We start from the raw sequence: 26,644 nt of genomic DNA, 5'->3' as shown, positions 1-26,644 counted from the left end.
TCGTCTTACTATGCAAATAATTTATCTGGTTAATTTTCTATCTGATTTTTAATCATATTAGGTTATTCCTAAAAAGAATTTCACTGCGATTTTTTATGCGAATAGCATGAATTCGAAGCTGAAACATGGCGCCTCCGGCCATGGGCTTGATGAGGAAGGAAGCCTGATGAGCGACAAGACTTTCGAGACACCGGGCGCCAGCAGCTCGTTTTCCGTCGACAAGGCCGTTCGCCGGGATGGCACGGGGCAGGCTGGGGCGCAGTGGATCCCGCTGTGGCTGCGCACTTGGCGCACCCCCGAGGCGTTGCTGCGGCTGATCAGCCCGATCGTGCTGCTGTTGTTGTGGGAGCTGGCGTCGCGCTGGGGGCTGATTCCCCAGCGAGTGATCGCCGCGCCGTCGCAGATCGGCGGCACGCTCTGGGCCATGATCGCCTCCGGCGAACTGGGCAAGCACCTGCTGGTGTCGCTGCAACGGGCGCTGGTGGGCTTGAGCATCGGCGTCAGTATCGGCGTGGTCGCGGCGCTGATCAGCGGCCTGTCGAAACGCGGCGAGGTGGTGCTGGATTCGCCGATGCAGATGCTGCGCACCATCCCTTCGCTGGCCCTGGTGCCGCTGTTCATTCTCTGGTTCGGCATCGGCGAGTTCACCAAGATCGCCCTGATCGTCACCGGCACCACGTTCCCGGTGTACCTGAACCTGTTCGCCGGTATCCGCAACATCGACCCCAAGCTGATCGAGGCCGCCAACACCCTGGGCCTGAGCCGGCGCGAGCTGATCTGGCACGTGATCCTGCCGGGCGCCTTGCCCTCGTTTTTCGTCGGCCTGCGCTATTCCCTGGGGATTTCCTGGCTGGCCCTGGTGTTCGTCGAGCAGATCAACACCACCGCCGGCATCGGTTACCTGGCCAGTGACGCGCGGGACTTCATGCGCACCGACGTGATCGTCATCTGCCTGCTGATCTACAGCGTCCTCGGCCTGCTGATCGACGGCCTGATCCGCACCCTGGAACGTTTCGCCCTGGCCTGGCGCCCAACTTTCGTGAGGAATTGATATGTCGAGCATCGATCGTGTAAACGCGCCCAAGACCGCCCACCCGGTACAACTGCGCAATGTGGTGCGCCAGTTCGGCGAGCAGCGGGTCATCGACGGCCTGGACCTGGACATCGCCCCGGGGGAATTCGTCGCGCTGCTGGGCGCCAGCGGTTCGGGCAAGACCACCTTGCTGCGCAGCCTGGCCGGGCTCGACAGCATCGACAGCGGCCAGTTGCGAGTGCCCAAGGCGCGCGCCGCGGTGTTCCAGGAGCCGCGCCTGATGCCCTGGAAGCGCGCCTGGAAGAACGTGATCCTTGGCCTGCGCATCCCCAACGCCCGTGCCCGCGCGGTGCAGGCCCTGACCGAAGTCGGCCTGGCCCACCGCCTGGAAGCCTACCCGGCGACGCTCTCCGGCGGCGAAGCCCAGCGCGTGGCCCTGGCCCGCGGCCTGGTGCGCGAGCCCAAGCTGCTATTGCTCGACGAACCCTTCGCCGCGCTGGATGCGCTGACCCGGATCCGCATGCACCGACTGATCATCGACCTCTGGCGCAAACACACGCCGGCGGTGCTGCTGGTGACCCACGATGTCGACGAAGCCATCCTCCTGGCCGATCGGGTCATCGTGCTGGCCAACGGCAAGATCGCCGAGCAACTGAGCATCGACCTGCCACGCGCGCGGGACACCGGCCAGGACGGTTTCCAGGAGATCCGCGCGCGTTTGCTGAGCCTGCTGGGGGTGGAAGCGGTGGAGCCTGCGTTGCCAGCGGCCGGCACTGCGCGTCAGCCTTCGAGTGTCCGGCGGTTCGCCCATGGCTGAGTGTTCGCTTGCGGAAGATCTCCAACCTGATGTTGCCGGGTGTCTCGCCACCGCGGGCTCTTTGGGACGCGTACTGCAGAACGGTGTAGTGGGTGCGCCAGCGACAGGCTGAACCGACTCGTCAATAGCACTTTCAGAAGTATCCGATATTGTTGTTTGTTTTAATTATTCCGCATCTTTTTGCATGAAAGATGAAATGACTCTTTCCTGCTATCCGGAAAAATCGAGTACCGGATTGTCGGGAAAGCTGATAGATGAATCTTTGGAAAGGAATGAAACATGCGCAATCTGAACGATATGGAAATAGACGTCGTATCGGGCGCCGGCTTGACCATCGGCGGAAAAAAAGTGACTACCGACACCAACCTGAACGACCTGGCTGACCTGATCAAGAACAATGGTGGCACGGGTAATATCGGCGTTGGCGCTCCTGGCAAGGGCGGCATCGGTATTAATATAAAGAATGGCTGGACCGGCTGGCCGTTCAACTGAACGACTACCAGTTGCCCGATGTTTTATAAATAATAAAAACAATGAACATTGCACTAACGCCAGAAACTGTTTCTGGCGTTTTTACTCGCCGGCACTGACTGAGTGCCGGACCTCCCATTACCCGCCGATGAGCCTCCCGGCTTCACCTTATCGCAGCGTCCAGAAGCCCAGTCGACCCAGGCTGGCGGCCAGGCGCAGGCGCAAGACCTGCCAGGCGCCGAGGGCCTGTATGTGCTGCTCCTGCGCGCTGGAGTAGGCAGTCAGTGCATTGAGCATCTCGATCATGCTGCCGACGCCGGAACGGTACCGCCCCTGGACAACCTCCAGGGTTTGACGCGACTGCTCGACCAGTTCGCGAGTGCGCACCAGGCTGCGGGTCTCGACGCCGAGCAATTGATAGTTGCTCCAGGCCTCCAGCGAAATCTGCTGCTCGACTTCGGCCAATTCGGCTTCGCTGGCTTCCCGGCGGGCGAGGGCATTGCGGATCTGGTAAGTACGCTCGAAGCCTTCGAACAGAGGGATGTTCAGCTGCAAGCCGATGCTGCGTTCGCGTTCGCGGATGTCGCCGTTGAACACCCACGGCTGCTCGGTGTAGCGACGCCCCAGGTTAGCGCTCAACGTCAGGCTGGGGCGGCCGGCGGCGCGGCTTTCCTGCAGAGACGCGTCAGCCGCTTTCAGTCGCGCCTGGGCGGCGTGCAGGGCAGGGTGGCTGCTGCGGGCCTCGGCCAGCAGTTGGTCGATGGCCTTGACGAAACCGGTATCGGGTTGTGCATCCAGTTCGCTGGAGAGATGCAGCGGGATGTCCGGCGGCAGGCCCATGCGCAGGGCGATAAGGCCGACAGCCTGGCGTAGGGACCCCTCATCCCTGACCTGTTTCAGCCTCGCCTGGGACAAGGCGGTCTGCGCCTGCAGGCGGTCGGAAAGGGCAGCGGCGCCCGCCTGGTATTTCGCATCGGCCGCCTTGAGGTTCTGCGCCGCCAGCTCTGCCACCTGGCTCGAGGCGACGAGGCTGCGCTGAGCGCAGAGGGCGTCGTAATAAGCCTGGGCGGCGAGGGCGAAGGTGTTCTGGAGGACCGCGTCCTGGCTGGCGGTGGCCGCCAGCAGCAGTTGCTGGGCATTGTGCAGGGTGGCGCTGCGACGACCGAAGTCGAACAGCACCCAGCTCAGCTCGAGGCCGGTAGCGTGGCTGCGACTATGGCCGGACTGCTGGGGCATGTCGCGACTGTCCAGGTCGCTGTAGCCATGGCTGCCCTCAAGACGCCCTTGCAGGCGCGGCAGGAAGGCGGCCCGGCCAATCCCTACCTGCGCCGCGCTAGCCTTGGCATTGGCCCAGGCGAGGCGCGTCCGGGGATCGTGACAGAGGATGCGCTCAATGGCGTCCTCCAGGCTCAGTTCACCGCGCGGTGCAGCGGTGTGGCAAGGCAGGCCACTGCCGCCAAGGTCGTACACGGCCCGGCTGGAGACTTCATCGGCGGTAGCGAACACATCGGGCTCGTAGGCCGCGGCGCAGGAGGCTGCACCCAGCAAGCCGAGCAGCAAACACCGAACCGCGCGCATCAGCTTCGCTCCCGTGTGGCCGGGTGCGCACGGGTTTCGTCGCTTTCCACCTTGCCCTGCCCGAGCACCACCACCCGGTCTGCCGAGCCGATGGTTTCCGGGCGATGGGCGATCATGATCCGGGTAATGCGCAGGCCACGGATGGCGGCGTTGACGCGTTGTTCGCAGTGAACATCGAGGTGGCTGGTGGCCTCGTCGAGGAACAGGATTTTCGGTTTCTTGTACAAGGCCCGAGCCAGCATGACCCGCTGCTTCTGCCCACCGGAGAGCACGGTGCCCATATCGCCGACCAGGGTGTTGTAGCCCATCGGCATGGCTTGTATGTCGTCGTGGATCGCGGCCATTTGCGCGCACTCGATCAGCCAGGGCATGTCCACCCTGGAATCGAAGAAGCTGATGTTCTGCGACAACGAGCCGGCGAACAGCACATCGTCCTGCATCACCGTCCCGACCAGCTCGCGCAGGCCATTGAGCCCCAACTGCGAGAGTTCCAGGCCGGCCACGCGGACCTGGCCCTGGCTCGGCGGAAGAATGCCGAGCAGGACGTTGAACAGGGTGCTCTTGCCGCAGCCGGAGGGGCCGACGATGGCCACCGACTCACCGGCGGCAATGTCCAGGTCGAGCCCGTCGAGCACCCAGGGTTCCTGCTCGGAGTAGCGGTAGCGCAGGCCGCGAACCTGCAGGCTGGCCGGACGCTCGCGCAGATCCTCGGGCACGCTGCCGGCAAACGCTTCTTCGGCGGGCTGCAGGACGATGTCGGCCAGCCGTTCGCCCTGTAGCTGCAACATGCGCAGCTCGAAGAACTTGTCGATCAGGCTGGCCACCCGGCTGTCGAACTGCAACTTGTAGGCATTGAAGGCCATAAACACGCCGACGCTGAACTGGCCGTCCATCACCAGGGTCGCGCCGAGCCAGATCACCAACAGGTTTTCCACGCCGAACAGCAGCCCATTCATCTGCTGGTAGAGCAGTTGCAGCTTCTGGGTACGCAGCCCCGCGTTGATCTGCTCGACCAGCAGGCCGAGCCAGACCGAGCGGCGCTCCTCCTGGCGCTGGAACAGCTTGAGCGGGCGGATTCCGCGGACGGTTTCCAGAAAGTGGCTCTCTTGGCGGGCCGCATGCACGATCTGCTCTTGCGTGGCGTTGCGCAGCGGGCGGTACCAGGCCCAACGCCCAAGGGCGTAAAGGCTCATGGCAGCAATGGAAACCGCCGCCAGCACCGGGCTGTAGAGCAGCATCATGGCCAGGGTGGCGATGGTCATCAGGCCGTCAAGGATCGCTGAGAGAAAGGCGGCGGTAAGGGTCTGCTGAATGTTGTCCACTGAACCGAAGCGCGAGACCACGTCGCCCAGGTGACGTTTTTCGAAGTACTGGATCGGCAAGCGCAACAGGTGGCTGAACACGTTGGCCTGCCACTGCACGCTAAGCAGGGTACTCAGGTGCATCATCACCCAGGCGCGCACCCCGCTGACGGCCTGCTGCATCAGCAGCAACAGGCCGAAACCCAGCGCCAGGGTACTGAGCAGGTCGCGGTCCTCGCTGACAATGACGTTGTCCAGGGTCCATTGCAGGAAGAACGGGCCGACCAGGGCAAACAGCTCCAGCGCGCCGGACAGCAACAGCACCTGGGTCAACGAGCGATACAGCCCGGTGACCCGGCCCATCATGTCCAGCAGACGGATGCGCGGCTTGGCGGCCTGTACCTCGAAACCGCGGTCCGGCCAAAGCTCCATGGCGACGCCGGTGAAACTGCGCGAGGTTTCTTCCAGGCTCAAGCGACACAACCCGCGGGCCGGGTCGTGGAGCGTGACGCCGCGGGCGTCGACCGCCTTCAGCACCACAAAGTGGTTGAAGTTCCAGTGCAGCACGCAGGGCAGCTTCAGCTTGCCGAGATCGTCCAGGGCCAGTTTCACCGGGCGAGTCCCCAGTTGCAGTTGGTGTGCGGTCTGGATCAACTGCTTCAGGGAAGCGCCCTTGAGCGACACACTGAAGCGTCGCCGCAAGTCCATCAGGTCCGTGTGGTAACCGTGGTAGCCGGCGATCATCGCCAGGCAGGCCAGGCCACATTCGGTAGCTTCGGTCTGCAATACCAGCGGCAAGCGCCGACCTATACGCAGCGCGAGTGCGTCGAGAAATGCCATTGAAGGTTGTTCCTAGAGTTTGCCGGTCAGGCTGTACAGCGGTTCGAGCACCCACTCATAGAGGCGGCGGGTGTCCTGGAGGACATTGGCGTCGAGCAACATGCCGCTTTGCAAGGGGCGCGGTTGGCCGTAAGCCGTCACCATCTGCTTATCCAGGCTGATCTGCAGGCGATACAGCTGCTCGCCGTCCTTGGCCAGCCCTGGCACAGCGCCGGCCATGCTGGCGAGCTCGGCGAAGGGCACGCTGGTGCGTGAAATGGAACGCACCCGGCCCTGGTACTGACCGAACTTCTGATAGGGATAGGCCTGGTAACGGATCAACACCGAGTCGCCCGGCTTGATGAAACCGATGGACTTGCTCGGGGCATACAGCTCTGCCTGCAAGGGTGCGTCGGCGGGAACGATGCTCAGCAATGGCCGCGAGCTGTCCACGGTCTGCCCGATGTCGGCGAGTACGGCAGTGGCGATACCGGTTTCCGGAGCGGTGACCAGCAGCGTGCGCTTGGCCTCGCTCTCCGCCAGGTTTTGCTCGAGGGCAGAGAGCTGGCGCTGGATGTCCGCCTGCTGGTTGGCCTGGCGCGCGCCCAGGCCCGCCAACTCGTTGCGGCGCTCGGTCAGTTGCTGCTGCAGGGCCGCGCGTTCGCGCTCCAGCCCCTGCAGGGCCTGGCGCTGTCCCAACAGTTCGGCCTGGCGCTGCTGGAGTTGGTCGACGGAAATGTAGCCCTTATCCATCAGGCCCTGATAACGCTGCGTGGCGTCGCTGGACAGCGCCACCAACCGCTGCTGGCTGTCCGCCTGCCGGGCGAGTATCGCCAGCTCGCGCTGCAGGCTGGCGACCTTGTTGCTCAGGCTGTCACGTTCATCGAGTTGTAAGCGCAGGACTTTCTCCAGTTCACCGCGCAGCGAATCGCGGCGATGTTCGAGCTGGCGGCTGATACCGGCCTGCACAGGTTCGGCGTCAGAACCGTAGCGTTCACTGGAGATCGTCAGCAGAGGCTCGCCACGCTTGACCCTCTGGCCTTCGTGGACGAATGTCTCGAACACGATGCCAGCCTGGGGCACGTACACCTTGACCAGGCCACCGACCGGGACCAGCTGGCCGCTGATGGTGCTGCGCTTGGTATAGCTGGCGAAGAAAAAGAAGGCCGCCACCGACACCGCCAGGGCCGTGGCCAGACACGTGAGAACGGTGAAAGAGATCGGGCGGACCAGAACTATAACGCCCAGCCCGTTGGTTTGCCGGGCGTCGAGCGCCTCCCTGCGGAACAACGGTATATCTGCCATCGAACTAAGCGCCTGTGAATGATAATTCGAGAGCCAATGACTGTTTCATGAGCGCTGTAGTTGATGATTGGCTAATTATGGCTCGCCACATTAGTTGCCTGAACCGGCTTGTCGTTACTTAACTTTTATCGCTTTAACTGCGTGCAGCAGAGCCATTTTCAATGCCGGATTTTGTGGTCGGACACCATAATCTCAAAAAGCAAAAATACAACTGAGAACTTTCTTATTATCATCTGCTTTTTTCTGATTCGTCCCGCCAATGGTGTACGAACAATAGGCTTGTCATGGACAGCGCCGATCGGTCATTCATGTGCACCTGTAAACCTTTCAGACCAGCCGCTTAAATTAGAACAACAACACGGAAGTTCCCTGGTGACCCGCCGTCTTCATCGTCGGAGTCAGGGAAGGGGTGTACTTGCGCGTGGGTCTGCAGGTCGAGTAGCTCCCTCTTGCCAGTCATCGAAACGCTCGTCGTCACGCAAACCGGCGATGGGATACAGAAGAGTCATGGGGGCCTCCTGGAGGCGGGCGTTCTACAGGTAGTTCCACAACGCCTGGGAAACCGGCGTCGGCTGGCCGCTGCCGAACAGCGTCTGGCCGATCTGCAGGCCCAGTTGCCGGTAGCTTTCGAACTGCGCTTCGTCGAAGAACTGGTTGGCGGTGCTTTCGTTGGGGAAGGTCGGGTGGGCGTTGGCGTAATTGAGCACGTCCACCGGCACTCCGGCGATCAGGCGTGGCTTGAGCAGCAGGATCCGCGCGATGCGCTGGCCCTGGCGATTGACCACGTTGAACAGCATCGCGCAGCGCAGGCTGTCGTCGGGGCCAGGATGGGTGAAGTTGGCGGTATGGCCGAAGTAGGGCGCCAGTAGCGAAACCTCATGCACGCCCAGGTCCTCCTCGATCTCCAGGGCCTGATCGATCCGCGCCAGGCGGATCAGGTTGGCCAGGTCGTCGAACTGGTAGCTCGGGTCGGCGCCGCAGTCGCACATGACGATCAGCTCGATCTTGCGCCCTTCGCGGATCAGCTCGTAGGTGGCGGTGTTTTCGAAATGGCCGCCGTCGGACAGGTATTGGTAGTCGCGGCGCACCCCATGAAAGTGCGCGCTCAGTTCATAGAACAGGTAGGTCTGGGTCGGGAACACCCGGGCCCAGCCCTTGTCCCGCCAGCTGCGTTGAGTGTCGGCTTGTTCGTCGCCTTCGAGGAAATTGCCCGGCCACCAGGTGCCCAGGCGCAGGTTAGTCAGGCCGAACGACAGCGAGGTACCCAGCGAGGTGGCCCGGCCCAGGCCGGTGGAGATCGCCGCGCCGGAGGTCGCCACCCAATGGGCCAGGCCCAGGGTCTGGTAGATCTCGCTGAACCATTTGCTGCGGGTCGAGCGCTTGCGCGGTTCGCCGTCGAGGATGTAGCTGACGCTGTCGGGTGCCTTCGCGCCATTGGGGGCCAGGCACAACGGCTTGCCCTTGCGGTCGCGCTGCACCAGTTGCTCGGCCGGGTCGACGGTGAGGTTCAGGGTGACGTTGATCAGGTGCACCGGCGCGCAGGTGGTGACGCCGTAGTACTGCTCGATCGGCACGTCGTCGCCGGGCAGGGCTTCGGCGACGCTCAGGCGCTGCTTGCGGATCTTGGGCGTCCTGCCGGCAAAACGCAGGCCGTTGGAGGCACCCAGGTACGCTCGGGTCAGCCGGCTGCGATAGAAGGATTGCAACGAGGACTGGTTGAGAAAACCGATGAAGCGTCCCTCCGCCAGGCTCAGGACCAGGGCTACCGCCACCAGGCCCATGAGGCGCGTCAGGCTGTCGCTATCGAGCCCCTGGTAGCGCACGAACTGCACCAGCAGGCCCCAGAGCAGGGCTACCAGCATGAAGATCGCGATGCCGGCGACACCGGCGATCACACTCAGCGGCAGGCGGCTCAGCCAGCCGGGCAAGGCCTTGTCGTCGAGCAGACTGGAGAGGCTGCGGATCGCGCCGATCAGCAACGGCAGCAGAACCGCCGACGACATCAGTTGCGCGCGCTGCTCGCTGATGTAGATCCACTGGGCCAGCCACGGCACCAGGACGTAGAAGCCCAGCAGCAGGGTGAAGATCAGGGCCTGGGCCAGGTAGCGGGTGACCAGCACCCGGTAGGTGCGCACGCAGTTGTTGCGCGCCAGGGCGTCGTCCTTGTCGCGCTTGAAACGCAGGCGCAGGGCCACGAGGATACAGGCCAGCACGCCGAACCAGTTGACCACCCCGCAGACGATCAGGATCGCTCGCAGTTCGGCGTCCAGCCCCCAGGGCGCGCAGGCCAGGCCGATGAACAGGGCACCGATCGCGCTGCACAGCAGGGTCGCCCAGTTCCACAGGTGCACCGCCTCGTCCTGGCTCTTGCGGAAATACACCATCCAGAACGCCAGCATCAGCGGCACTATCCAGAACAGGGTGGCCGCCACCGGCACCCACCAGAGCGAACCGCACAGGACGTTGACCAGGTCCATGGGCAGCAGCGCGACCAGCGGCGAACACAGCGGGCCGCTGGAAATGAACACCTGCGCCAGGGTGGCCAGGGCCAGCGTGCACAACAGCGGCATGCCGATCACGACATGCAGCGCCAGCAGGTTGCGCAGCGACAGGCCCAGGACATAGAACAGGTCGCCCGAACCGCCCGGGGTCAGGTAGCGGCCGTTCTCCCGCAGCCAGGCCAGCGGCGCTTCGCCCACCGGGGCCTTGGCGTAGTCGATATGGGTGTGGATGCGTCCCGGTGGCTCGAAGTCGAGCACTTCATAGGCATCTTCCGCGGCCTGCACTTCGGGACTGGCTACCACCTGGGCGTTTTCCCGCCCACGCAGGCGCCCGGGCAGGAACAGGCTGCCGAAAAACGAACCCAGGTAGCCGCCACCGCTGACAGTGGAGAGGTAGTCGAACTGCGCCAGCAGGCGCTTGCCGATGCCCGGTTCTTCGCCCACGGCATCCGGCGCCCTGGCCCGGGCCATGGCCTGTAATACCCCGAGGCAGAAGGTGGCGCTGCGAATACCGCCGCCGGACAGGGCGACGGCCCAGTGGCCGGCGCTTTTGCGCGCCAGGCCCAGCAGATCCCGACGTTGGTCGATACGGGCATGTTCGGCGTGAAACTGGGCATCCTGAGCCGAAGAAGCGGGCTTTTTCCTGTCCATGTGCAGCCCTCGCAAAAGGGAGGGGGATCCATCCCTCACGAGTAAGTTAAAGCAGGAAAACAGCAGGTTGCCAGCAGCGTTTGCGACATCCGGAACGGTGAGCGTGGAGCCCGATAGCCAATCGAAATTACCCCTGGTTTTTCATCGCCAAATGGAAGAATTGACCCGCTCGCCATGGCCTAGTATGGCGGCTGTAGGGCGTTGTAAGGCGACTGGCGTACCGAGGTTAACCGGCCCGGTGCGCAGGCAGTCGGTTGTTCGGCCATCAGAAAAAGAACCGGTCGCGACACAGGTGTCCCCCAAGGACAGAGGGACCGGTCTGCAGCACGTGCAAGGAGCAGCGCATGACACCCGTGAAGCTGATGTTGAGCATTTTCCTTCCTTTGGTGCTGTTACAGGGTTGTAGCAGCGAGACGAAAAACCCCTGCGGCGACAAACCCGGCGAGCGACTCGACGAAGCCAAGTGCGTCGGCCGCGATGCCGGCAGCCTCAGAGGCGCCGACGAGGACTACTTCGCCGACATGGACTACGGCGTGTCCAAGCAACCGCAACTGCTGGTCGAGCGACTGTCGCCCTTCATCCCCGGCATTACCGAACAGCAGGCGCTCCAGGCCTTCGCCCGCGGGCGCAACAACTGGGTGGTCTGGACCGCCGGCAACGATGCGCTGTGGGACAAGCTCTCGCGCGACAGCGTCGGCAACCTCGACCTGCTCAAGACCATCTCCAACCACCCGAGCCTGAAATACAACCGCGATAAACGCTGGCAAGTGCTGGGGGTGGTCAACGAACCCTGCTACGTCAAGGGCGAGGGGCCGCGCGACGACCGCTACGGCCTGTGGCTGGACAAGCGCGACCCGTCCTGCGCCGCCGACCCCTTCGAGAACGAAACCAAGTACCCCGGTGTGAAGATCGGCGCCCGTGGCAAGAACCTGCCGGTGGGTTCCTATTACGGCTACGGCACCGGGATCGTCGGCCTGCGGCTGTTCCCCAACCCGGACTTCGACGAGCACGCGCAGAAGAAGTGGGACGCCAAGCGTTATTACGAAGACCCCACCTATTACAACGACAGCAAGCTGGTGAAACCTTACCGGGTCGGCATGTCCTGTGGCTTCTGCCATGTCGGGCCGAACCCGACCAACCCGCCGGCCGACCCTGAACATCCGGCCTGGTCCAACCTCAACTCCAACCCCGGCGCGCAGTACTTCTGGGTCGACCGGATCTTCATGTGGAACCAGGACCCGAGCAGCTTCCCGTACCAGCTGTTCCACACCTCGAAACCGGGGGCGCTGGACACCTCGTTCGTCTCCACCGACTACATCAACAACCCGCGGACCATGAACGCGGTCTACAACCTCAAGGCGCGCATCGAGCTGGCCTCGAACCTGGGCAAGGAAAAACTCGCCGGTGGCGGGCTGAACAACCGCCAGTTCAACGAGGTACCCGGCGTGCCGCCGGACAGCCCGCTGGCGCAGTTCTACAAAAAACCTGACACCGTATTCACCCCGCGGGTGCTCAAGGACGGCGCCGACTCGGTGGGCGCGCTCGGCGCCTTGAACCGGGTGTTCATCAACATCGGCCTGTACAGCGAGGAGTGGACCACTCACTTCCGGCCGTTGATCGGTGGCAAGCCGATCACCCCGTTCCGCATCGACGTGGCACGCAAGAACTCCTCCTACTGGAACGCCAACGAGGCACAGACCCCGGACCTGGCGCTGTTCTTCCTGGCCTCGGCGACCCCGGACTACTTGAAGAACGCCCCCGGCGGCGCGGCGCACCTGAGCGAGCCGGCGGCGGTGCTCGAGCGCGGCAAGGAAGTGTTCGCCGACACCTGCGCCCGTTGCCACTCCAGCAAATTGCCGGAAAAGGCCTGGACCTTCTTTCCCGACCATGGCTGCGTGAACGACGGTTACCTCAAGTGCTGGAACAACTACTGGACCTGGAGCAAGACGCCGGAGTTCAAGACCGCGATGCGGGCCATCGTCAAGGATGAGAAGTTCCTCACCGACAACTTCCTCTCCACTGAGCTGCGGGTGCCGGTCACCCTGACCGAAACCAACGCTTGCAGCCCGCTGGCGACCAACGCCCTGGGCGGCAATATCTGGGACAACTTCTCGTCGGAGTCGTACAAGCAATTGCCGGCGGTAGGCTCGGTGCTGGTGCAGAACCCGTACACCGGCGAACCCTGGGAATACGCGATGCCGGCGGGTGGGCGTGGTTATACGCGGCCAGCCTCGCTGGTCAGTGTGTGGTCCACCGCGCCGCTGCTGCTGAACAACCGCCTGGGTCAATTCCACTGGAAGGGTGGGGTGGAGGACCGCATGGCGTCCTTCGACAGCGCGATCGAGATGCTGCTGTGGCCGGAAAACCGCACCGGCGACTTCCAGGTCATGACCCGCTCCGGCAAGACCCACATGGGCACCGTCGACGTCACCAGCGAAACCAGCTACCTGCGAGTCAGCAGTGGCTATCTGCCGACCTTCCTGCAAAACCTCGAAGGTCTGCTCAGCCGCTTGCTGCCGTGGCTGTTCGGCGAGGACGGCATCCAGCTCGGGCCAATCCCGCAAGGCACGCCGGTGAGCCTGCTGTCCAACATCGACCTGGAGAAACGCGACCAGGTGCTGGAGCTGCTGCTGAAGATCAAGCACGACCTCAAGCAACTGCCGCCTGGTGCCAGCGACGAGGAAGCCCGCAAGGTCTTCGCCGGCCTGGTCAAGCCGCTGCTGCAGGTGAGCAAGTGCCCGGACTTCGTGGTGGACAAGGGGCATTACTTCGGCACCAGTTTCCTCAAGGAGGAAGCGCCCCTGAGTGATGCAGACAAACGGGCCTTGATCGCCCTGCTGAAAACTTTCTAGGTGGCCAGCGATGAACAACGAAACGGATTACGAGTACATCGTGGTGGGCTCCGGGGCAGGGGGCGGCACCGTCGCCGCCCGCCTGGCCGAACAGGGCCGCAAGGTGCTGGTGCTGGAGTCGGGTAGCGACCCGGCGGCAGCGGACACCACCGCCCCGCGGCTGCCGGAGGAGTACCAGGTGCCGGCGTTCCACCCGCGCTCCACCGAGAACGATGCGATGCGCTGGGACTTCTTCGTCCGCCACTACAGCAACGATGCCCGCCAGTTGCAGGACCCCAAGTTCACCCGGACCTTCCAGGGCGAGGACGTCAACGGGGTGCTGTACCCACGGGCCAGTTGCCTGGGCGGCTGCACCGCGCACAACGCGATGATCACCGTCTACCCGCACAACCAGGACTGGGACCATATCGCACAGATCACCGGCGATCCGTCGTGGAAAGCCAGTGCCATGCGCGAGCACTTCCAGAGCCTGGAGAACTGCCATCACCGGCCGTTCCAGCGGTTTCTCTCCTGGTTCGGCATCAACCCGTCGCGGCATGGTTTCAAGGGCTGGCTGCACGTGGAGAAGGCGATTCCGGAGGCGGCGTTCGACGACCAGTCGCTGGTGCGTGCGATCGTCGACGCTGCCGAGCAGGCGTTCAAGACCCTGGGCGAAACCCTCAAGCGCATCGGCTGGCAGTTGCAGGGCGTGGGCGACCCCAACGACTGGCGACTGGTGCGCGAGGAAGCCATCGGCCTGCGCTATCCGCCGCTGGCCACCCGGCAGCATCATCGCAACGGCACCCGCGAACGCCTGCTGGATGTGCAAAAGCGCCACCCGGACAACCTGCACATCGAGCTGGATGCGCTGGTGACCCGGGTGTTGCTCGATGACCAGCAGCGCGCCTATGGCGTGGAGTACATCAAGGGCGCGCGGCTGTACCGGGCCTGCACCTTGCCGCGCAATGCCTCCGGTGAACTGCGCCAGGTGCACGCCAGCCGCGAAGTGATACTCGCCGGTGGCGCCTTCAATACGCCGCAGCTGCTGATGCTCTCAGGGATAGGCCCGCGCGAAACCCTGGAGGCCATGGATATCCCGGTGCGGGTCGAGTTGCCGGGCGTGGGACGTAACCTGCAGGACCGCTACGAGGTCGGGGTGGTCAACCGGATGAACTTCGAGAATTGGGAGGTGCTCAAGGGCGCGCGCTACGCCAAGGGCGATCCGCAGTACGAGGAATGGGCCAAGGGCAAGGTCGGGGTCTACAGCACCAACGGCGCGGTGCTGGCGATCATCAAGAAATCCCTGAAGCAACGGCCGCTGCCGGACCTGTTCTGCTTCTCCCTGCTGGCGCTGTTTCGCGGCTACTTCCCCGGCTACTCGAAGTTGATCGTCGAGCACCTGAACTACCTGACCTGGGCAATCCTCAAGGCCCATACCATCAACAACGCCGGCTACGTCACCCTGCGCTCCAAAGACCCGGCCGACACCCCGCTGATCAACTTCCATTACTTCGAGGAGGGCAGCGACACCCAGGGCGAAGACCTGCAATCGGTGGTGGAGGGCATCAAGTTCGTGCGCAACCTGGCCCAGCCGTTGAAAGACGCCGGGCTGATCGCCAGCGAAGAACTACCCGGCGATGCGGTACAGACCGACGAGCAGCTCAAGACCTTCGTCATGAACCAGGCCTGGGGCCACCACGCCTCCTGCACCTGCCCGATCGGCGCCGACGACGATCCGATGGCGGTACTCGACAGCGCCTTCCGCGTGCGCGGCGTGAGCAACCTGCGGGTGGTGGACGCCTCGATCTTCCCGAAAATCCCCGGCTTCTTCATCGTCACTTCGATCTACGTCGCGGCGGAGAAGGCGGCGCAGGTGATCCTGCAGGATGCGGCCGCAGTACGGGCGCAGGCGGTGCGAGGGGCAGGGCAGGCTACGGCCAGTGCGGACAGAGCGACCACGGTGGAGGCGATGGTTGCGTCAAAACGCTGAACCATGGGCAAAGGCCGAGCCGTCGAGAGGCTCGGCCTTACATCCGCTCGATGATGTTCCGTTGCCGGTATTTCGGGCGATCAAACAGCCGGGTAGTCAAAGTATCCGCTCAGCGGATCGTACTTACGCTGCTGAAACGGTGACTAGACTTCATCTTGCTAGCCCGGAAGGATCGACGGCTGCTGTGCGTTTTCGTTGGTCCCATAGGAAATTATCTATCTTCGCGACAAGGAGCAGTCATGACTTCGCTAGACTCAATTCAGCAAAGGCAAATCAGTCTTACACACGCTTACGTGGTGAATAATTCGGCGAGATATTCACCGTCATGGAAAGACATCAAGAACCCTTCGCCGCACCAAGTTAAAGACAATATTCTTTCGCGTCTCAATGGCTCCAAGATTGGCGGCGGCTATGCCGTAGTCTGGGGCCCCGCTCTGGCTATGGATGGCGATTACGCGGCTCATATCACAGTGGTGCTGATCGGCGGGAAAAGTGGGAACGACATCGTAGTGGTGACGAGTGGGACCCTTGGCGATTCTCTTCAAGATCAGGTGGACGATCTTGATATTTTTCCAATGGTGCCGTTACAGGAACTCATCAAGAGCTGCCCGGTGCCGGCAAGCATATCGCCGGGAACTGCATTGGGTGTACAAAAGATATTGAATACGCCATCTACTATTGGTGTTCAGGGCACACTTTGCGATTTTCTCGGGAAGCAGCGGAGTGGGGCGACGATCCGATTGGTCGGTCATAGCCTTGGCGGTGCGCTAATGTCGGTACTCGCGCTTTATCTAAAAGAGAAACTCTCGGGCTTTAATTTTTATTGCGAAACGATTGCTGCGCCAACGGCTGGCGATGGTTTTTTTGCGAGCTATTTCAATAAGCAAATGGCCGGTAATGCGCTACGGATATACAACACTCTGGATGTTGTTCCGATGGCGTGGTGCGCAACTTCTCTGGATTTCTCCTTGACGCTCTATGAACCCACCAACGTCATTGATAATGGCACGAAGGAAATGGTTTGCTTGGCAATAGATACGGTTACAAATAATAATTTGAACTACACACAATGGGGCATGGGTAGCTCGAACATGGAGCTGCGGCTCTGTGGGGAACTTCAATCGAAGTGCGCAAGCTATCAGGCTCAATCCAGTTATCAGCACATCTACGAGTACATGTCACTGCTGGGATTGCAGCTTGGCGATATACCGATGCCGCCACCGTTCGGCAGTTAGTGCAATACTCTTGTCGCCCAGATCTTCGAGTTGCAGTTGCCGGTATTTCTTCGGGAAGCCTATACAACTGCAGCTCGCTTATCCGGAAACCTTTTTGTTCGCAACCCTCATAATGGCGATTGGCTTCTGGAATAGGGCATACAGGCCGCCCGACAAGATCGCGGCTCTATTCGAACTGCGCTCTTGTCGGTGCCTGTCTACACCAGGGGAGGGAAGAGATAGAGGGAAGGGGGCTCAGCCGTGAATCTGTTCAGCCGCTCAGGCCGTGAAGGATGTACTCACTGTGCTGGGCGCTCATCCAGGCTATAGCCGAGGCTATGAGCATCCTCAAATCGAATTCGCGACACCTCATTGGCCTCATCCGCTCAGAGAAGAGAACCTGACCAATGCTCTCAAAATGAATGTGCTTGTTCATCGGTTTATGTTCATGGATCGCGAATGGCGGGCTTTGGCACAATTTCTTCACACGACCACCAGGTTTCTTCGACTGTTGGGCGCAGCGCTATTTTTGGCGGTATCGCCGTTATCACTCGTCCGTCGCTTTTTTTTGATCCTTGAAGCAGGGAAGGGTGTGGTACCTCCTGACGCTGCTGAACCGCTTATTAAGGACAAGTGCGCAGGCTGTTCGGCATTACTCGCGTTATGCCTTAAGATAGCCGGTTGCCGAAAGAACCGTCATGGCCATAGCCATGAAGGGCTTTCATCCTTTACAAATAAGTGTGGTGAAGATGAACAAGCCTTTCATTTCGCTGTGCCCTGAAATTACTCGGGCACATGCGCTGACGTTGAAGGATTGGTTGGAGGATGAGCGCGTCACTTGCTATCTGAGCGATTCACGTGACGTTTCCCGCTCCATCGAGCAAGTCATTGATCGGACTCAATTACCGATCCTGACCCATTTATTCAACCGGGGCGGCCGATTCTTCATGGCCTATGACCGGCATGACGCCCCGGTGGGCTTTGTCCGTCTCATCAAGACCGGCTCGAATTGCGAAATAGTCCTGGTCATCGGAGACAGCGACAAATGGGGGCGAAACCTTGGCGCCCGCACGATCCGCGAAGGCATGAAACTGGCCTTCCTCGACATGCGGGCCGAGAAGCTCATCGCGAAGATCCACCCGGACAACGCGCGCTCGCTGAAAGCCTTTCTGCGCAGCGGCTTTCTGCTTGAGAGCGAAACGCCGGCATTGAAGTCATTTTCCATGACGGCGGGGCGCTATCTCCAGTTCTTGCGCGAAGGTGCCGTTGGCGGCTCCACGGGGATCTACATCACTGAAATCGACAAGGCCAGGCTCGAGAGTCTGATCGCGCTTGAGCAAGGCCCGACCGTTGTTGAACTCGAACATGAGCTTGAGCGAGCCATTGTCGTCAAGCCGCAGCAGGTGGCGCGCAATGTCGTCACGATGAACTCCAGGGCCTTGCTGCAGTTGGACGACGAGGAGATCGAAGTGGCCTTGGTCTACCCTGACGACGCGGACAGCAGCGCCGGGAAGCATTCCGTGTGTTCCGACATCGGTGCTGCCATCCTGGGCTATCAGGAGGGGGACGCCATCGACTGGCGAATTTCTGATCGGACCCGCCGGATTGAGATCAGGAAAGTGCTTTACCAGCCGGAGGCCGCGGGCGATTTCCACCTGTAATTGCGCCTTTAGCTCAGTGTTCGTCCATCAGGCGCGAAGATCCCCCAAAGGACGGGGCCGCGCTTTCCGTGCCTGATGCCAACCGTCTGCCACAGGTCGCGCCGTTCACCGTCCCGAGCAACGGCGTGGCATCGTCGAAGTGTCAGACCAACCGCAGACTCCTCGAAAGCAGGTGGCCTCGATCCGAGATGAACAAATAGCGGTACGGCAGTTTCATTGGTTTGCCGTTACGCAGGGGGCGTCATACACCTGCGCAGAAATACCTACGGTTCGTCCGTGGTTTTTGAGCGCAGGCTCTTCAGCGCGCGGGTCGCCTGGATCATGTTCGCGATCATTGAGAGCGTGGACGTCAGACGAAGCACATGAACATATCTAACATAGCATCTGATTTAACATAATATACATTATGCGTATATCTATATGGAGGCTTGGGGGGTGTGGGGCGGCAGATTTGAAGCCAGGCCCCGATCACTCTGCCGCAGCTCGCGTTTGGATCTCAGCAATGTAATCCAGATAATCCAGGACAAACGGATCCTGAGTCCTTTGCTCCTATCCAGAACCCCACCGGCACTGGATCGGAAAATTTCCAGCTGCTTGACTCGTACGGATACCGGCTGTTGGTGAACACGTCGCGGTATCTCTCGAAATTCGTAACGCCTGCAAAAGATCGAGCCGGAGAATGCCAAACTCAAGAAGCTGCTGGCCGAGGCCCACCTGCACATCGAATCACTGAAGGTGGGCTTTGGGTGGTCGCCAGGATGGTCAAGTAGTTTACCGACAGAGCTCTCTGTATTGGTTTACGTTGGAAACTGCAGAGTCTAGTGTTGTTGTTTTGTATTTAAAGTAGCGGATTTTATTTGCCTGAGCTGGTCCAACATTACCGAAATATTCTTCCCAAGCGTTACTCTTAGTCAGTAAGTCAGAGAGCATGGTGCTTAGGTCGTTTGCCATCCAAACTGTCTTGTAGCCTTTAATCTCGCCAGGAGCTGGACTCTTATGCTCGACATAATTAACCACCATGTATTTTTTCTCGTAGGCCATAAATACCGTATACACTGTCCCGGCTGACTGCTTGAACCAAGGGATAACAACAAAGTGATGAACCTTTGGTTCCGGACTATCCGTACTAAAGTGCCAAACAGCTGTCTCCGAGTGCAAACCACGAAATAAAAGTGCCTGATCGATTTGGTACTTCATGCTCCCATTATTTGTAATTTCATCATTGCCAACGTCATCTTGCACCTTCCCATAAACAGCGCAGCCCATTTGAACTGACACAGAAGGACAATCATTCAACTCCATGAGTGTCTTGTTATTGTTTATTGCCTTAATCAGATCTTCCCCTGTCATGTCTCTTGGCTCCTGCCCTGATATTTAACACGTATTTGAAAATAATTAAGATCCCTATCCTTGGTGAGGATAGCTTCGATCCGTCCTTTATCAAAGGTCGCCAGTACCATGACCACCAGCACATGCATATCCAATCTCAACGCCCTGCCCCGACACGCCTCAGGCAATAAGCGGCCTTGCAGGCACAGGCAAACGTACGGATATGAGAAGGCTCAAACCGCCCTGGCATCGGGTGTGGATCCTGTATGGGAAAAGGGAGAGTCGACCATGAGAAATATCCGCCCTGCCCTCTGGGTGGCATCGAAATGTAGGTAGGCAGAACCGACCGATAAACTCGGCCAATCTGGATAGGCAATCCCAAAATTCCGCCTAGTTCAAAATGTTATCCCTTCTCCCCGCCGGGTTTTGCCTGGAGGGTTGGCGAGAAGTCGACAAAGCGCCGGGACAAGAGGGACGGCGCCGCATGTGGGCGTAGGCAAAAGCTGCGCGTTAGTGATCGTGCAGCTGGATCCGCTCGGAGAGCAGATCGACGAAGGAGACCACCTTTGGCGAAAGATGACGTCTCGTTGGGTAGAGCGCATGCACGGGGATCTCCGCAGAGCACCAGTCGACGAGCAAGGGCAGCAAGCGCTTATGGCGCAAGTCATCGGCGCAGAAGAGCTGGGGTAGCCATGCGATCCCCACGCCCGCGAGGGCGGCCTCGCGAACGATCTCCATGTCATTGACCGTCAGACGTGGGGTAACGCGGACCTCGACACGTTTGCCCCCCGACTCCAGGGGCCAGACGTGCGGTGCGGCTCCGCCGCCGAATGCGACGCATGCGTGGCTCGTCAGTTCGGCAGGCGTCTTCGGGACGCCATGGCGTTTGCAGTACTCGGGTGCCGCGACGAGCATGAACTTCGCTTTTCCGAGATTACGCGCAACAAGGGTCGAATCGACGAGCTCTCCCGCTCGAATGGCCACATCGAAGCGTTCCTCCACGAGATCGACAAGACGATCGGAACACACCATCTCGACGGCCACGTCCGGATGACGAACCAGGTACTCGGCGACGATCGGTCCGAGCGTGCTGGACGACATGGGAGCCGCGACCCGCAGCACGCCGCGCGGCGCCCCACGCATTCCCGCCACTGCGCTCTCGGCCTCCTCGATGTCGCTCATGGCCGGAGAGACACGTTCGAAGAGCAGACGGCCCGCCTCGGTGAGGCCCAGTTTACGCGTCGTGCGCTGGATAAGCCGCTCACCGACCCGTTCCTCCAGGTCAGAGATCTTCCGGCTCACTGTGGACTTCGGCAGGTTCAAACGTCGCGCTGCTTCACTCAGGCTCCCCGCCTGAATGACCCGTACGAAAATCAAGAGTTGGTTGAGATCGGTCGTTCTATTCATGGAACGATGTTGCCAAAATACCATGGCTTGTGCAACGAAATGACAGAACCTATTGTGCACGTGAAGCGTCGGTAACCACCAGACAGGAAGCGAACCATGCATAAGAATGTCTATACCGCAGAAAACGCCGCGATGCTGCTGATCGACCATCAGACGGGGACGATATCCTGGACGCGATCGCACGACGTCGAGCAAGTCAGGAAGAACGCCGTGCAACTCGCGAAGATCGCCAAGGGTGTCGGCATGCCACTGGTACTGACCTCAAGCATGGAGGAGAACATCCAGGGCCCGCTGATTCCCGAGCTAGAGGAAGTCGCACCGGACGCCTTCGCCAAGCGGGTCAAACGCACGGGAATCGTTAACGCGATGCACGACCCGAACTACAGCAACACGGTCAAGGCCACAGCAAGAAAGAAGGTCATCGTCGCCGGTATCACAACCGAGATCTGCGTCGTCTTTCCAGTGCTCCAGCTGCTTGACGAGGGGTATCACGTTCAAGTTGTGACGGACGCGTCTGCTTCTTTCACAAAGACAGGGGACGCCGCCGCGCTGCGGCGTATGGAGCAGGCCGGAGCCGTGATCACGTCGACGGCACAGGTCGTGTCGGAGCTGGCCGTCGATTGGACCACCCCGCGAGGACAGGCGCTCGCCGAGTTGCTCGGCCTCGGGCTGGTGTGACAACACGTTCGGCCCCGGACACCAGGGACGACGAGCAACCCACTCAGCCGCCGTGATGTGCTTCGTCTCGGCGGCACCGCACTGGCCGAAGCCTGCAAAGAGTCCCCACAAACAAGAACGAAAACACCATGACGACAAGCGTCAAGCCCCCCTGCTCTACCCAGGCACAATCAGCGTCCGCGCGATATCGCTCAGCGCACGCATAGGAGTGAGCAGCGGTCCGATTACGCATCTCGTGAATCCCTCTGACCTGGGGGGGCTCGTCAAGCTATTTGTGTTCCTTGATCTCTTCGATAAAACAGTCGAGTTTCATACCATGACTTTCAGAACCATCGTTGTTCTAGGTGCCACTGGGCAACAGGGCGGTGCCGTGATCCGCTCATTATGGACCGAAGGCCATTGGCGCATTCGCGCGCTTTCGAGAAAGCCGAGCTCCAACGTGGCGCAGCAATTGGCCGCGAACGGCATCGAGGTCGTTGCGGCCGACATGGATGACTATGCCTCACTGCGAAGCGCCTTTGCCGGCGCCCATGGAGTTTTTTCCGTTCAAGGTTCAGAACAAGGCACGCAGATCGAAACTCGCCGGGGCATTGCCGTGGCGGATGCTGCGCTAGCTGCAGGGGTAGAACACTTCATCTATGCATCGGTGGGAGGAGCCGATCGGCGCTCGGGCGTAGCGCATTTTGAAAGCAAGTGGCTTATCGAGGAACACATTCGCAGTATTGGTCTACCCGCCAGCATCGTTCGTCCAGCGTTCTTCATGGAGAACTTTAGTAAGCCTGCACTACGAACCGTGCTATTGGCGCTGTTGCGCAGCTATGTGCCCAAGACGAAGCCACTCCAAATGATTGCAACGGCCGACATTGGCGATTGGGTTGCGCAAGCCTTCACCCATCCGGGTGAGTCTCTTGGCAAGTCCGAGGAAATCGCCGGCGTCGAGCTGACCCGCGCGCAGATCGTCGCCGCCCTCAAGGACCACGGCTGGTCGGCCGGCCTTCCCTTCCCACTGCCCAGGTTGCTATTACGTCCATTGCCCCATGACGTTCGGAAGATGTTTGAGTGGTTTGGGGAGGCCGGCTACCTCGCCAACATACCGGCGCTGCTGGAGCGCCAGCCCGATGTGCGTACCTTTGACAAATGGCTCGTTGAACAACGTGGTAGGCCGTCGGGCACATAACCATCTGGCGATGTTCGACCTGCGACTGCTGACCCCGTCGGTGTGCCTCCTGTGCATGTTGTTCGCGACTGACTTCCTGTAGAGCGACTCGCGAGGGCGTCGTAGTCGCAAGCCAGGATCGACATCAAAGTGGCGCCCATCATTTTTGTAGTGATGGACGCCACTTTCGAGTCTGGGCCATGAATGTTTCTTCTCTTCTTTCTGAATCACGTCCCGGCCTCAGATCGACCAGAGCGCGTAGCTCTGCTTGCCCTCGGCGCGAAGTTGATGCCCTATGCGGCGGATCTCGGCCTCGCCCCGTCGCAATGCCTCGACGCTGGTATGCACAGAGTAGTGGCCGAGCACCAGTTCGTGAGGGTGCTGCTTGGCCGAGCCAAGCACGAACTGTGTGTCACCCTCCGCGACTAGTTCGATGGCCGTCTCGCGGTGCTCGAAGATCGCGATCTCTCCACGTGTGATGCGAGATGACGCATGCAGCGCACCATCCATCAACGATAGCCACGCGACGTCATGCCCCAATGGCGGGAGGAACGTCCATCGTTCGCCGTCCTTCAGCGTGACCAGGAGGTACGTCATTGGCGGCGCAACGATGGGGCTCGAAAGACCGTTATACGAGCCGAGGATCACCCGCACCGGGCCAACGTGGGGCACATCTTCGGGCATCACGTAGTGGCTCATGCTAGGCGCATTTTCAAGATCGGGTGGGAGCGCCACCCAGAGCTGGAAACCTCTCACGGGCGCCGAGTTCACGGTACCGGTGTGCCAAACACCGCCCCCCGCCTGCATCCATTCCACGCCGCCGGCGGGCAATACGCCCACGCTGCCCGTCGTCTCGGCGTATTGGACCGAGCCATCAAGAAGGACGGTTACTGTGGCAATACCTGAGTGCGGGTGCCAGCCAAGTTCAAGAGAGGGGGCATGCCCCCCCTCAAAATCGAAGAGATCGAGGAATACGAACGGCTTGATGAACCCACCCCAGTCAGAGGGGCTCACGAGCCGCGTAATCGGGCCGCTGCTTATCCCGCGCGCCCGGTGAACGATGTCGCGTGGACGCTGATTGTGCCCGAGGTGGAGCTGGGTGTTTTCGCGTTCTGTCGTGCTTGTCGTCATGGTATTCGTCCTTTCCACGCCATCAGCCGGTGGATCAGGCCGGCATGTTGACCTTGGCCCAGTCAGCAAAACCGGTGAGTTGCCCACCGACAAGCGCATCGGCGCGCGCCCTCTTGGTGTCCGCATCAGGGCCGAAGTAGCTGTAGTCCTCGAAGTAGCTCATCATTTCGCAGACCTCCTCCGCGCCAGGATAGAACGTATCGTAGACCTCGCCTGGCACCTGGCTCACCACCACGTTGTGGCCCTGTGCGTTCAGAATATCCGCGAACTCTTGCCAGCTGTAAGCGTCGGGGCAGAGCGACAGGATTTGCCCCTGACCGGCTGTCTCCGGGTGGTCAAAGACCTGCCTGACCAATTTCCCCAGTTCCAGGATGTCGCCGGCATGGACGTTTTTGTTGGTGATATCCATCGGAACCGCCCAGGCCTTTTGGTCCCCGTTTCCGGTGGGTTGCGGTGCCATCTGGGCAAGAAAATTCTGAAAGAAGAACGGCGCTTCGACGAAGCTGTAGTAGGGAAAGCCCGCGTCAGCGATCACAACGTTGGCCAGAGCTTTGTTGGTGAAATGCGAAACCTCATACCTACCGTCTGAAATGTCGAGAGCGTTGGGCAGCGTCGACCAAACAACATGAGAAATACCGGCGGATTTTGCGGCGCTGACCACATTCCTGACCTGGTCGTACTCGCTCGCCCCGGTTGCAGGGTCCCAGAAATTGGTGACCAGGAACACGCCATAGGCCCCGTTGAGCGCCGATGCCAACGTATCCGCTGCGTTCAGATCTGCAGCGACCACCTCGACCCCACGAGCGGCGAGCTCCTTGGCCTGGTCCGAGCTGGCATCGCGACTGATCGCCCGGACAATGTAGCCACCCTGGTCGAGCAGCGCGTTCACCACCCCCTGCCCCTGCCGACCCGTTGCGCCAAACACAACAATGGTTTTATCCGACATGATTATTCTCCTGCATTTTCTGCTGATGGCTATTGATACAAAGGAGGCAAGGAGCGCCGCTCTGTGTGAGCGACGTCCTTGGCGGTTGTCATACGCTCAGTCGCGGCGTAGGAAGTAAAGCGCTCATGTAGTCGCGCATCGGCGGGATCACCAGCGTATCCAGTAGATTTTCGACACGCACGCCCCAAAGTCCTCGAGGGTTATGTCAGTGGTCTCAACGAAGCCACGCGGCCAGAGTGAAATCGGCTTAATTCATGTGTTTATCAAACCACTCGATCATCTGCGCCGGATGTTCGGAGAAGTAGTTGTAGCCGTCCCAGCGCCGGGTGCTGCCTTCGATCCAGAACAGCTTCTTGTCAGCGACGGGGATGTTGTCGAAGATCGCCTGCACGTCGGCGGGCTTGGTCAGCGCATCGTCGCGCACCTGAAGGATGAAGGCAGGCGCCTGCCAATTCTTGGCGTATTCCAGCGGCGACACCTGATCGATCGTGAAGCTGGTGATCAGTTGAACCTCCCGGTCAACGGCGTCGAACTGGTCCGCGATCCCCATCGCCTCGAGGTTGCGCTCGACCATGGCGCGCATTGAGATAGGTTGCAGGGCGACCAAGGCGTGTACGCTCGCGAAAAGCTCGGGGTACCGAGTTTTCGCGACGAAGGTGGCATTGGCGCCCATGCAGCGGCTGAGTAGGCCCAATCTCATGCCGCGGGTGTCGGGGCGGGACTTGATGTAGTGCAGCGAACCGGCCACGTCACGGGATTCGAAGAGGCCCCAGGTGAAGATATCGCCGTTGGCGACGCCGCTGTGACCGTGGTTGCGCGCGTCGTAGGTCAGCACGTTATAGCCGGCCTCATGCAGGTGCTGGTACTCCCGCATGTAGTTGACCTCGATGTCGTTGCCGGGCACGAACTGCCACTGGGGTAGGTGCGAGGGGAAGCCATAGCGGTTCATAGGCATCGGGTGGTTGGCGATGACCAGTTTGTCCGAGCCTGGACAGGGTATCCACCATGCCTCCAGCGGGGTGCCGTCCAGCGACGGGAAGGTGACATCCTCATACGCCATCCCGTATTCGTCCGGCGTGTGCAGAATCGGTGCACGGACCGGGCTGCTGAGCCCTCTGGCCAGACCATTGATCAGTTGCGGAATATCCGCCATGACAGTTTCTCCTTCTCTTTCGGTTTGTGGTGTCTTCTCACATCCAAAAGATATGTCCCGGCCTGCTGTTGTACAAGCCATGGAAAATTGGCATCACCGTTCCATGAGTGGAACGAATGATTGGCTCTTGTTCCTGGTATGGATCAGCCAGGCGCAGAGCCTGAGTGAAGCGGCGCGATATCTGAACCTGCCGAAGTCCACAGTGAGCTGGAGGATCTCGGACCTGGAGGAGCGGAGTGCTTCGATCGTCGTGTCGATCTCGTGGAGGAGCGTTTCGATGTGGCCATTCGAGCGGGAGCTCTCGTTGATTCGCCCCAATCTCAAAAAAGCCGAAAGACCCGCTTAGGGGGGCCGGTGTCAGGAAGACACCTGGGCTGGATGCATAGAGTCGCTGGGCTGCCCTGAGCAACTGGACACGATTATTGCTCAACTCCAACTGAGCTTTGAGGATCCGAGTGAACTGCCCCCAGCGAACCATCGCCTCAAACCATGACGAAAGCTGACATTTTCAGCGAGACCGTTAACAACAGACTCGTCAAGCTCGAACTCTTGGGAGCTCTCTCCGCAGAAAAAAATCCAGGCTTTTACCAGCTTGTCAATAGTGCCGTTGAGCGACTGTGCGGGAGGCAGCACGGTAGTAGGCTTTCATAGCGTCACACTACGCGAGTGCCC

19 protein-coding genes are annotated in these 26,644 nt (G+C 60.6%); 10 read left to right on the top strand and 9 right to left on the bottom strand.

Features of this window, described 5'->3' with window-relative positions:
* The first annotated feature begins 166 nt into the window (after positions 1-166).
* From J4D28_RS21755 to J4D28_RS21745, 3 genes are all read left to right on the top strand, one after another.
* On the top strand, positions 167-1,051 hold the full coding sequence (locus J4D28_RS21755; RefSeq protein WP_028684014.1) for an ABC transporter permease: 885 nt from the start codon (positions 167-169) through the stop codon (positions 1,049-1,051).
* A 1-nt stretch (position 1,052) separates the two neighbouring features.
* On the top strand, positions 1,053-1,850 hold the full coding sequence (locus J4D28_RS21750) for an ABC transporter ATP-binding protein (protein WP_009049081.1): 798 nt from the start codon (positions 1,053-1,055) through the stop codon (positions 1,848-1,850).
* Positions 1,851-2,129: 279 nt separating this feature from the next.
* Positions 2,130-2,342 (top strand): hypothetical protein, encoded by a 213-nt coding sequence (locus J4D28_RS21745; protein ID WP_016705245.1) that lies wholly within the window; start codon positions 2,130-2,132, stop codon positions 2,340-2,342.
* A 147-nt stretch (positions 2,343-2,489) separates the two neighbouring features.
* On the opposite strand, the gene J4D28_RS21740 is transcribed toward J4D28_RS21745, so the two are convergent.
* The 4 genes from J4D28_RS21740 to J4D28_RS21725 all read right to left on the bottom strand — a co-directional run bounded on the left by J4D28_RS21740 (position 2,490) and on the right by J4D28_RS21725 (position 10,476).
* On the bottom strand, positions 2,490-3,899 hold the full coding sequence (locus tag J4D28_RS21740) for a TolC family protein (RefSeq protein WP_103331583.1): 1,410 nt from the start codon (positions 3,897-3,899) through the stop codon (positions 2,490-2,492).
* Positions 3,899-6,040 (bottom strand): peptidase domain-containing ABC transporter, encoded by a 2,142-nt coding sequence (locus J4D28_RS21735; protein WP_103331582.1) that lies wholly within the window; start codon positions 6,038-6,040, stop codon positions 3,899-3,901. Before J4D28_RS21735 ends, J4D28_RS21740 begins: the two co-directional genes overlap by 1 nt.
* 12 nt (positions 6,041-6,052) lie before the next feature.
* Positions 6,053-7,309 carry an HlyD family secretion protein gene (locus J4D28_RS21730; protein ID WP_103331581.1) on the bottom strand — a complete coding sequence of 419 codons (1,257 nt, stop codon included), beginning with the start codon at positions 7,307-7,309 and terminating at the stop codon, positions 6,053-6,055.
* Positions 7,310-7,857: 548 nt separating this feature from the next.
* Complete coding sequence (locus J4D28_RS21725; RefSeq protein ID WP_103331580.1) at positions 7,858-10,476, bottom strand: hypothetical protein; 2,619 nt, start codon at positions 10,474-10,476, stop codon at positions 7,858-7,860.
* A 344-nt stretch (positions 10,477-10,820) separates the two neighbouring features.
* Between J4D28_RS21725 and J4D28_RS21720 the strand changes: the two genes are divergently transcribed.
* The 4 genes from J4D28_RS21720 (at position 10,821) to J4D28_RS21705 (ending at position 18,172) form a co-directional block, all read left to right on the top strand.
* The gene (locus J4D28_RS21720) at positions 10,821-13,328 is read left to right on the top strand and encodes a hypothetical protein (RefSeq protein WP_009049076.1); all 2,508 of its coding nucleotides are present in this window, start codon (positions 10,821-10,823) and stop codon (positions 13,326-13,328) included.
* Between the two features lie 10 nt (positions 13,329-13,338).
* Positions 13,339-15,297, top strand: coding sequence for a GMC family oxidoreductase (locus J4D28_RS21715; RefSeq protein ID WP_016705251.1), 1,959 nt, complete (start codon positions 13,339-13,341; stop codon positions 15,295-15,297).
* A 239-nt stretch (positions 15,298-15,536) separates the two neighbouring features.
* Positions 15,537-16,532 carry a lipase family protein gene (locus tag J4D28_RS21710; RefSeq protein WP_009049074.1) on the top strand — a complete coding sequence of 332 codons (996 nt, stop codon included), beginning with the start codon at positions 15,537-15,539 and terminating at the stop codon, positions 16,530-16,532.
* Between the two features lie 677 nt (positions 16,533-17,209).
* Positions 17,210-18,172 carry a bifunctional GNAT family N-acetyltransferase/nucleoside diphosphate kinase regulator gene (locus tag J4D28_RS21705; RefSeq protein ID WP_103331579.1) on the top strand — a complete coding sequence of 321 codons (963 nt, stop codon included), beginning with the start codon at positions 17,210-17,212 and terminating at the stop codon, positions 18,170-18,172.
* 771 nt (positions 18,173-18,943) lie between these two features.
* Here J4D28_RS21705 and J4D28_RS21700 read toward each other — a convergent pair.
* Positions 18,944-19,522, bottom strand: a complete 579-nt coding sequence (locus J4D28_RS21700; protein ID WP_028683999.1) for a hypothetical protein — start codon at positions 19,520-19,522, stop codon at positions 18,944-18,946.
* A gap of 489 nt (positions 19,523-20,011) precedes the next feature.
* Complete coding sequence (locus J4D28_RS21695; RefSeq protein ID WP_028683998.1) at positions 20,012-20,908, bottom strand: LysR family transcriptional regulator; 897 nt, start codon at positions 20,906-20,908, stop codon at positions 20,012-20,014.
* Positions 20,909-21,004: 96 nt separating this feature from the next.
* Between J4D28_RS21695 and J4D28_RS21690 the strand changes: the two genes are divergently transcribed.
* Together J4D28_RS21690 and J4D28_RS21685 are read left to right on the top strand one after the other, a co-directional pair.
* On the top strand, positions 21,005-21,586 hold the full coding sequence (locus J4D28_RS21690) for an isochorismatase family protein (protein ID WP_009049069.1): 582 nt from the start codon (positions 21,005-21,007) through the stop codon (positions 21,584-21,586).
* A 208-nt stretch (positions 21,587-21,794) separates the two neighbouring features.
* Positions 21,795-22,763: an NmrA/HSCARG family protein gene (locus tag J4D28_RS21685; RefSeq protein WP_198560288.1), complete on the top strand. Its 969-nt coding sequence runs from the start codon at positions 21,795-21,797 to the stop codon at positions 22,761-22,763.
* A gap of 219 nt (positions 22,764-22,982) precedes the next feature.
* On the opposite strand, the gene J4D28_RS21680 is transcribed toward J4D28_RS21685, so the two are convergent.
* From J4D28_RS21680 to J4D28_RS21670, 3 genes are all read right to left on the bottom strand, one after another.
* Complete coding sequence (locus J4D28_RS21680) at positions 22,983-23,873, bottom strand: pirin family protein (RefSeq protein WP_009049067.1); 891 nt, start codon at positions 23,871-23,873, stop codon at positions 22,983-22,985.
* A 34-nt stretch (positions 23,874-23,907) separates the two neighbouring features.
* Positions 23,908-24,819, bottom strand: a complete 912-nt coding sequence (locus J4D28_RS21675) for an NmrA/HSCARG family protein (protein ID WP_037006077.1) — start codon at positions 24,817-24,819, stop codon at positions 23,908-23,910.
* Positions 24,820-25,066: 247 nt separating this feature from the next.
* Entirely contained in the window at positions 25,067-25,972 is a 906-nt protein-coding gene (locus tag J4D28_RS21670; protein ID WP_009049065.1) for a S9 family peptidase, read from the bottom strand.
* Here J4D28_RS21670 and J4D28_RS21665 point away from each other — a divergent pair.
* Positions 25,971-26,318 carry a LysR family transcriptional regulator gene (locus tag J4D28_RS21665; protein ID WP_146043837.1) on the top strand — a complete coding sequence of 116 codons (348 nt, stop codon included), beginning with the start codon at positions 25,971-25,973 and terminating at the stop codon, positions 26,316-26,318. The two genes, J4D28_RS21670 and J4D28_RS21665, sit on opposite strands and share 2 nt — an antisense overlap.
* Positions 26,319-26,644: the final 326 nt, after the last annotated feature.

Source organism: Pseudomonas sp. GW531-T4, assembly GCF_017349615.1.
GTDB lineage: Bacteria > Pseudomonadota > Gammaproteobacteria > Pseudomonadales > Pseudomonadaceae > Aquipseudomonas > Aquipseudomonas chlororaphis_I.
Note: the sequence above shows the minus strand (reverse complement) of the source record. Positions and strands in the feature narration are given on the sequence as shown.

What these genes read in the sequence shown, in the direction of transcription:
- J4D28_RS21755 (WP_028684014.1), top strand. Translation starts at nt 167, where the DNA reads ATGAGCGACAAGACTTTCGAGACACCGGGCGCCAGCAGCTCGTTTTCC.
- J4D28_RS21750 (WP_009049081.1), top strand. Translation starts at nt 1,053, where the DNA reads ATGTCGAGCATCGATCGTGTAAACGCGCCCAAGACCGCCCACCCGGTA.
- J4D28_RS21745 (WP_016705245.1), top strand. Translation starts at nt 2,130, where the DNA reads ATGCGCAATCTGAACGATATGGAAATAGACGTCGTATCGGGCGCCGGC.
- J4D28_RS21740 (WP_103331583.1), bottom strand. Translation starts at nt 3,899, where the DNA reads ATGCGCGCGGTTCGGTGTTTGCTGCTCGGCTTGCTGGGTGCAGCCTCC.
- J4D28_RS21735 (WP_103331582.1), bottom strand. Translation starts at nt 6,040, where the DNA reads ATGGCATTTCTCGACGCACTCGCGCTGCGTATAGGTCGGCGCTTGCCG.
- J4D28_RS21725 (WP_103331580.1), bottom strand. Translation starts at nt 10,476, where the DNA reads ATGGACAGGAAAAAGCCCGCTTCTTCGGCTCAGGATGCCCAGTTTCAC.
- J4D28_RS21720 (WP_009049076.1), top strand. Translation starts at nt 10,821, where the DNA reads ATGACACCCGTGAAGCTGATGTTGAGCATTTTCCTTCCTTTGGTGCTG.
- J4D28_RS21715 (WP_016705251.1), top strand. Translation starts at nt 13,339, where the DNA reads ATGAACAACGAAACGGATTACGAGTACATCGTGGTGGGCTCCGGGGCA.
- J4D28_RS21710 (WP_009049074.1), top strand. Translation starts at nt 15,537, where the DNA reads ATGACTTCGCTAGACTCAATTCAGCAAAGGCAAATCAGTCTTACACAC.
- J4D28_RS21705 (WP_103331579.1), top strand. Translation starts at nt 17,210, where the DNA reads ATGGCCATAGCCATGAAGGGCTTTCATCCTTTACAAATAAGTGTGGTG.
- J4D28_RS21700 (WP_028683999.1), bottom strand. Translation starts at nt 19,522, where the DNA reads ATGACAGGGGAAGATCTGATTAAGGCAATAAACAATAACAAGACACTC.
- J4D28_RS21695 (WP_028683998.1), bottom strand. Translation starts at nt 20,908, where the DNA reads ATGAATAGAACGACCGATCTCAACCAACTCTTGATTTTCGTACGGGTC.
- J4D28_RS21690 (WP_009049069.1), top strand. Translation starts at nt 21,005, where the DNA reads ATGCATAAGAATGTCTATACCGCAGAAAACGCCGCGATGCTGCTGATC.
- J4D28_RS21680 (WP_009049067.1), bottom strand. Translation starts at nt 23,873, where the DNA reads ATGACGACAAGCACGACAGAACGCGAAAACACCCAGCTCCACCTCGGG.
- J4D28_RS21675 (WP_037006077.1), bottom strand. Translation starts at nt 24,819, where the DNA reads ATGTCGGATAAAACCATTGTTGTGTTTGGCGCAACGGGTCGGCAGGGG.
- J4D28_RS21665 (WP_146043837.1), top strand. Translation starts at nt 25,971, where the DNA reads ATGACAGTTTCTCCTTCTCTTTCGGTTTGTGGTGTCTTCTCACATCCA.
- J4D28_RS21670 (WP_009049065.1), bottom strand. Translation starts at nt 25,972, where the DNA reads ATGGCGGATATTCCGCAACTGATCAATGGTCTGGCCAGAGGGCTCAGC.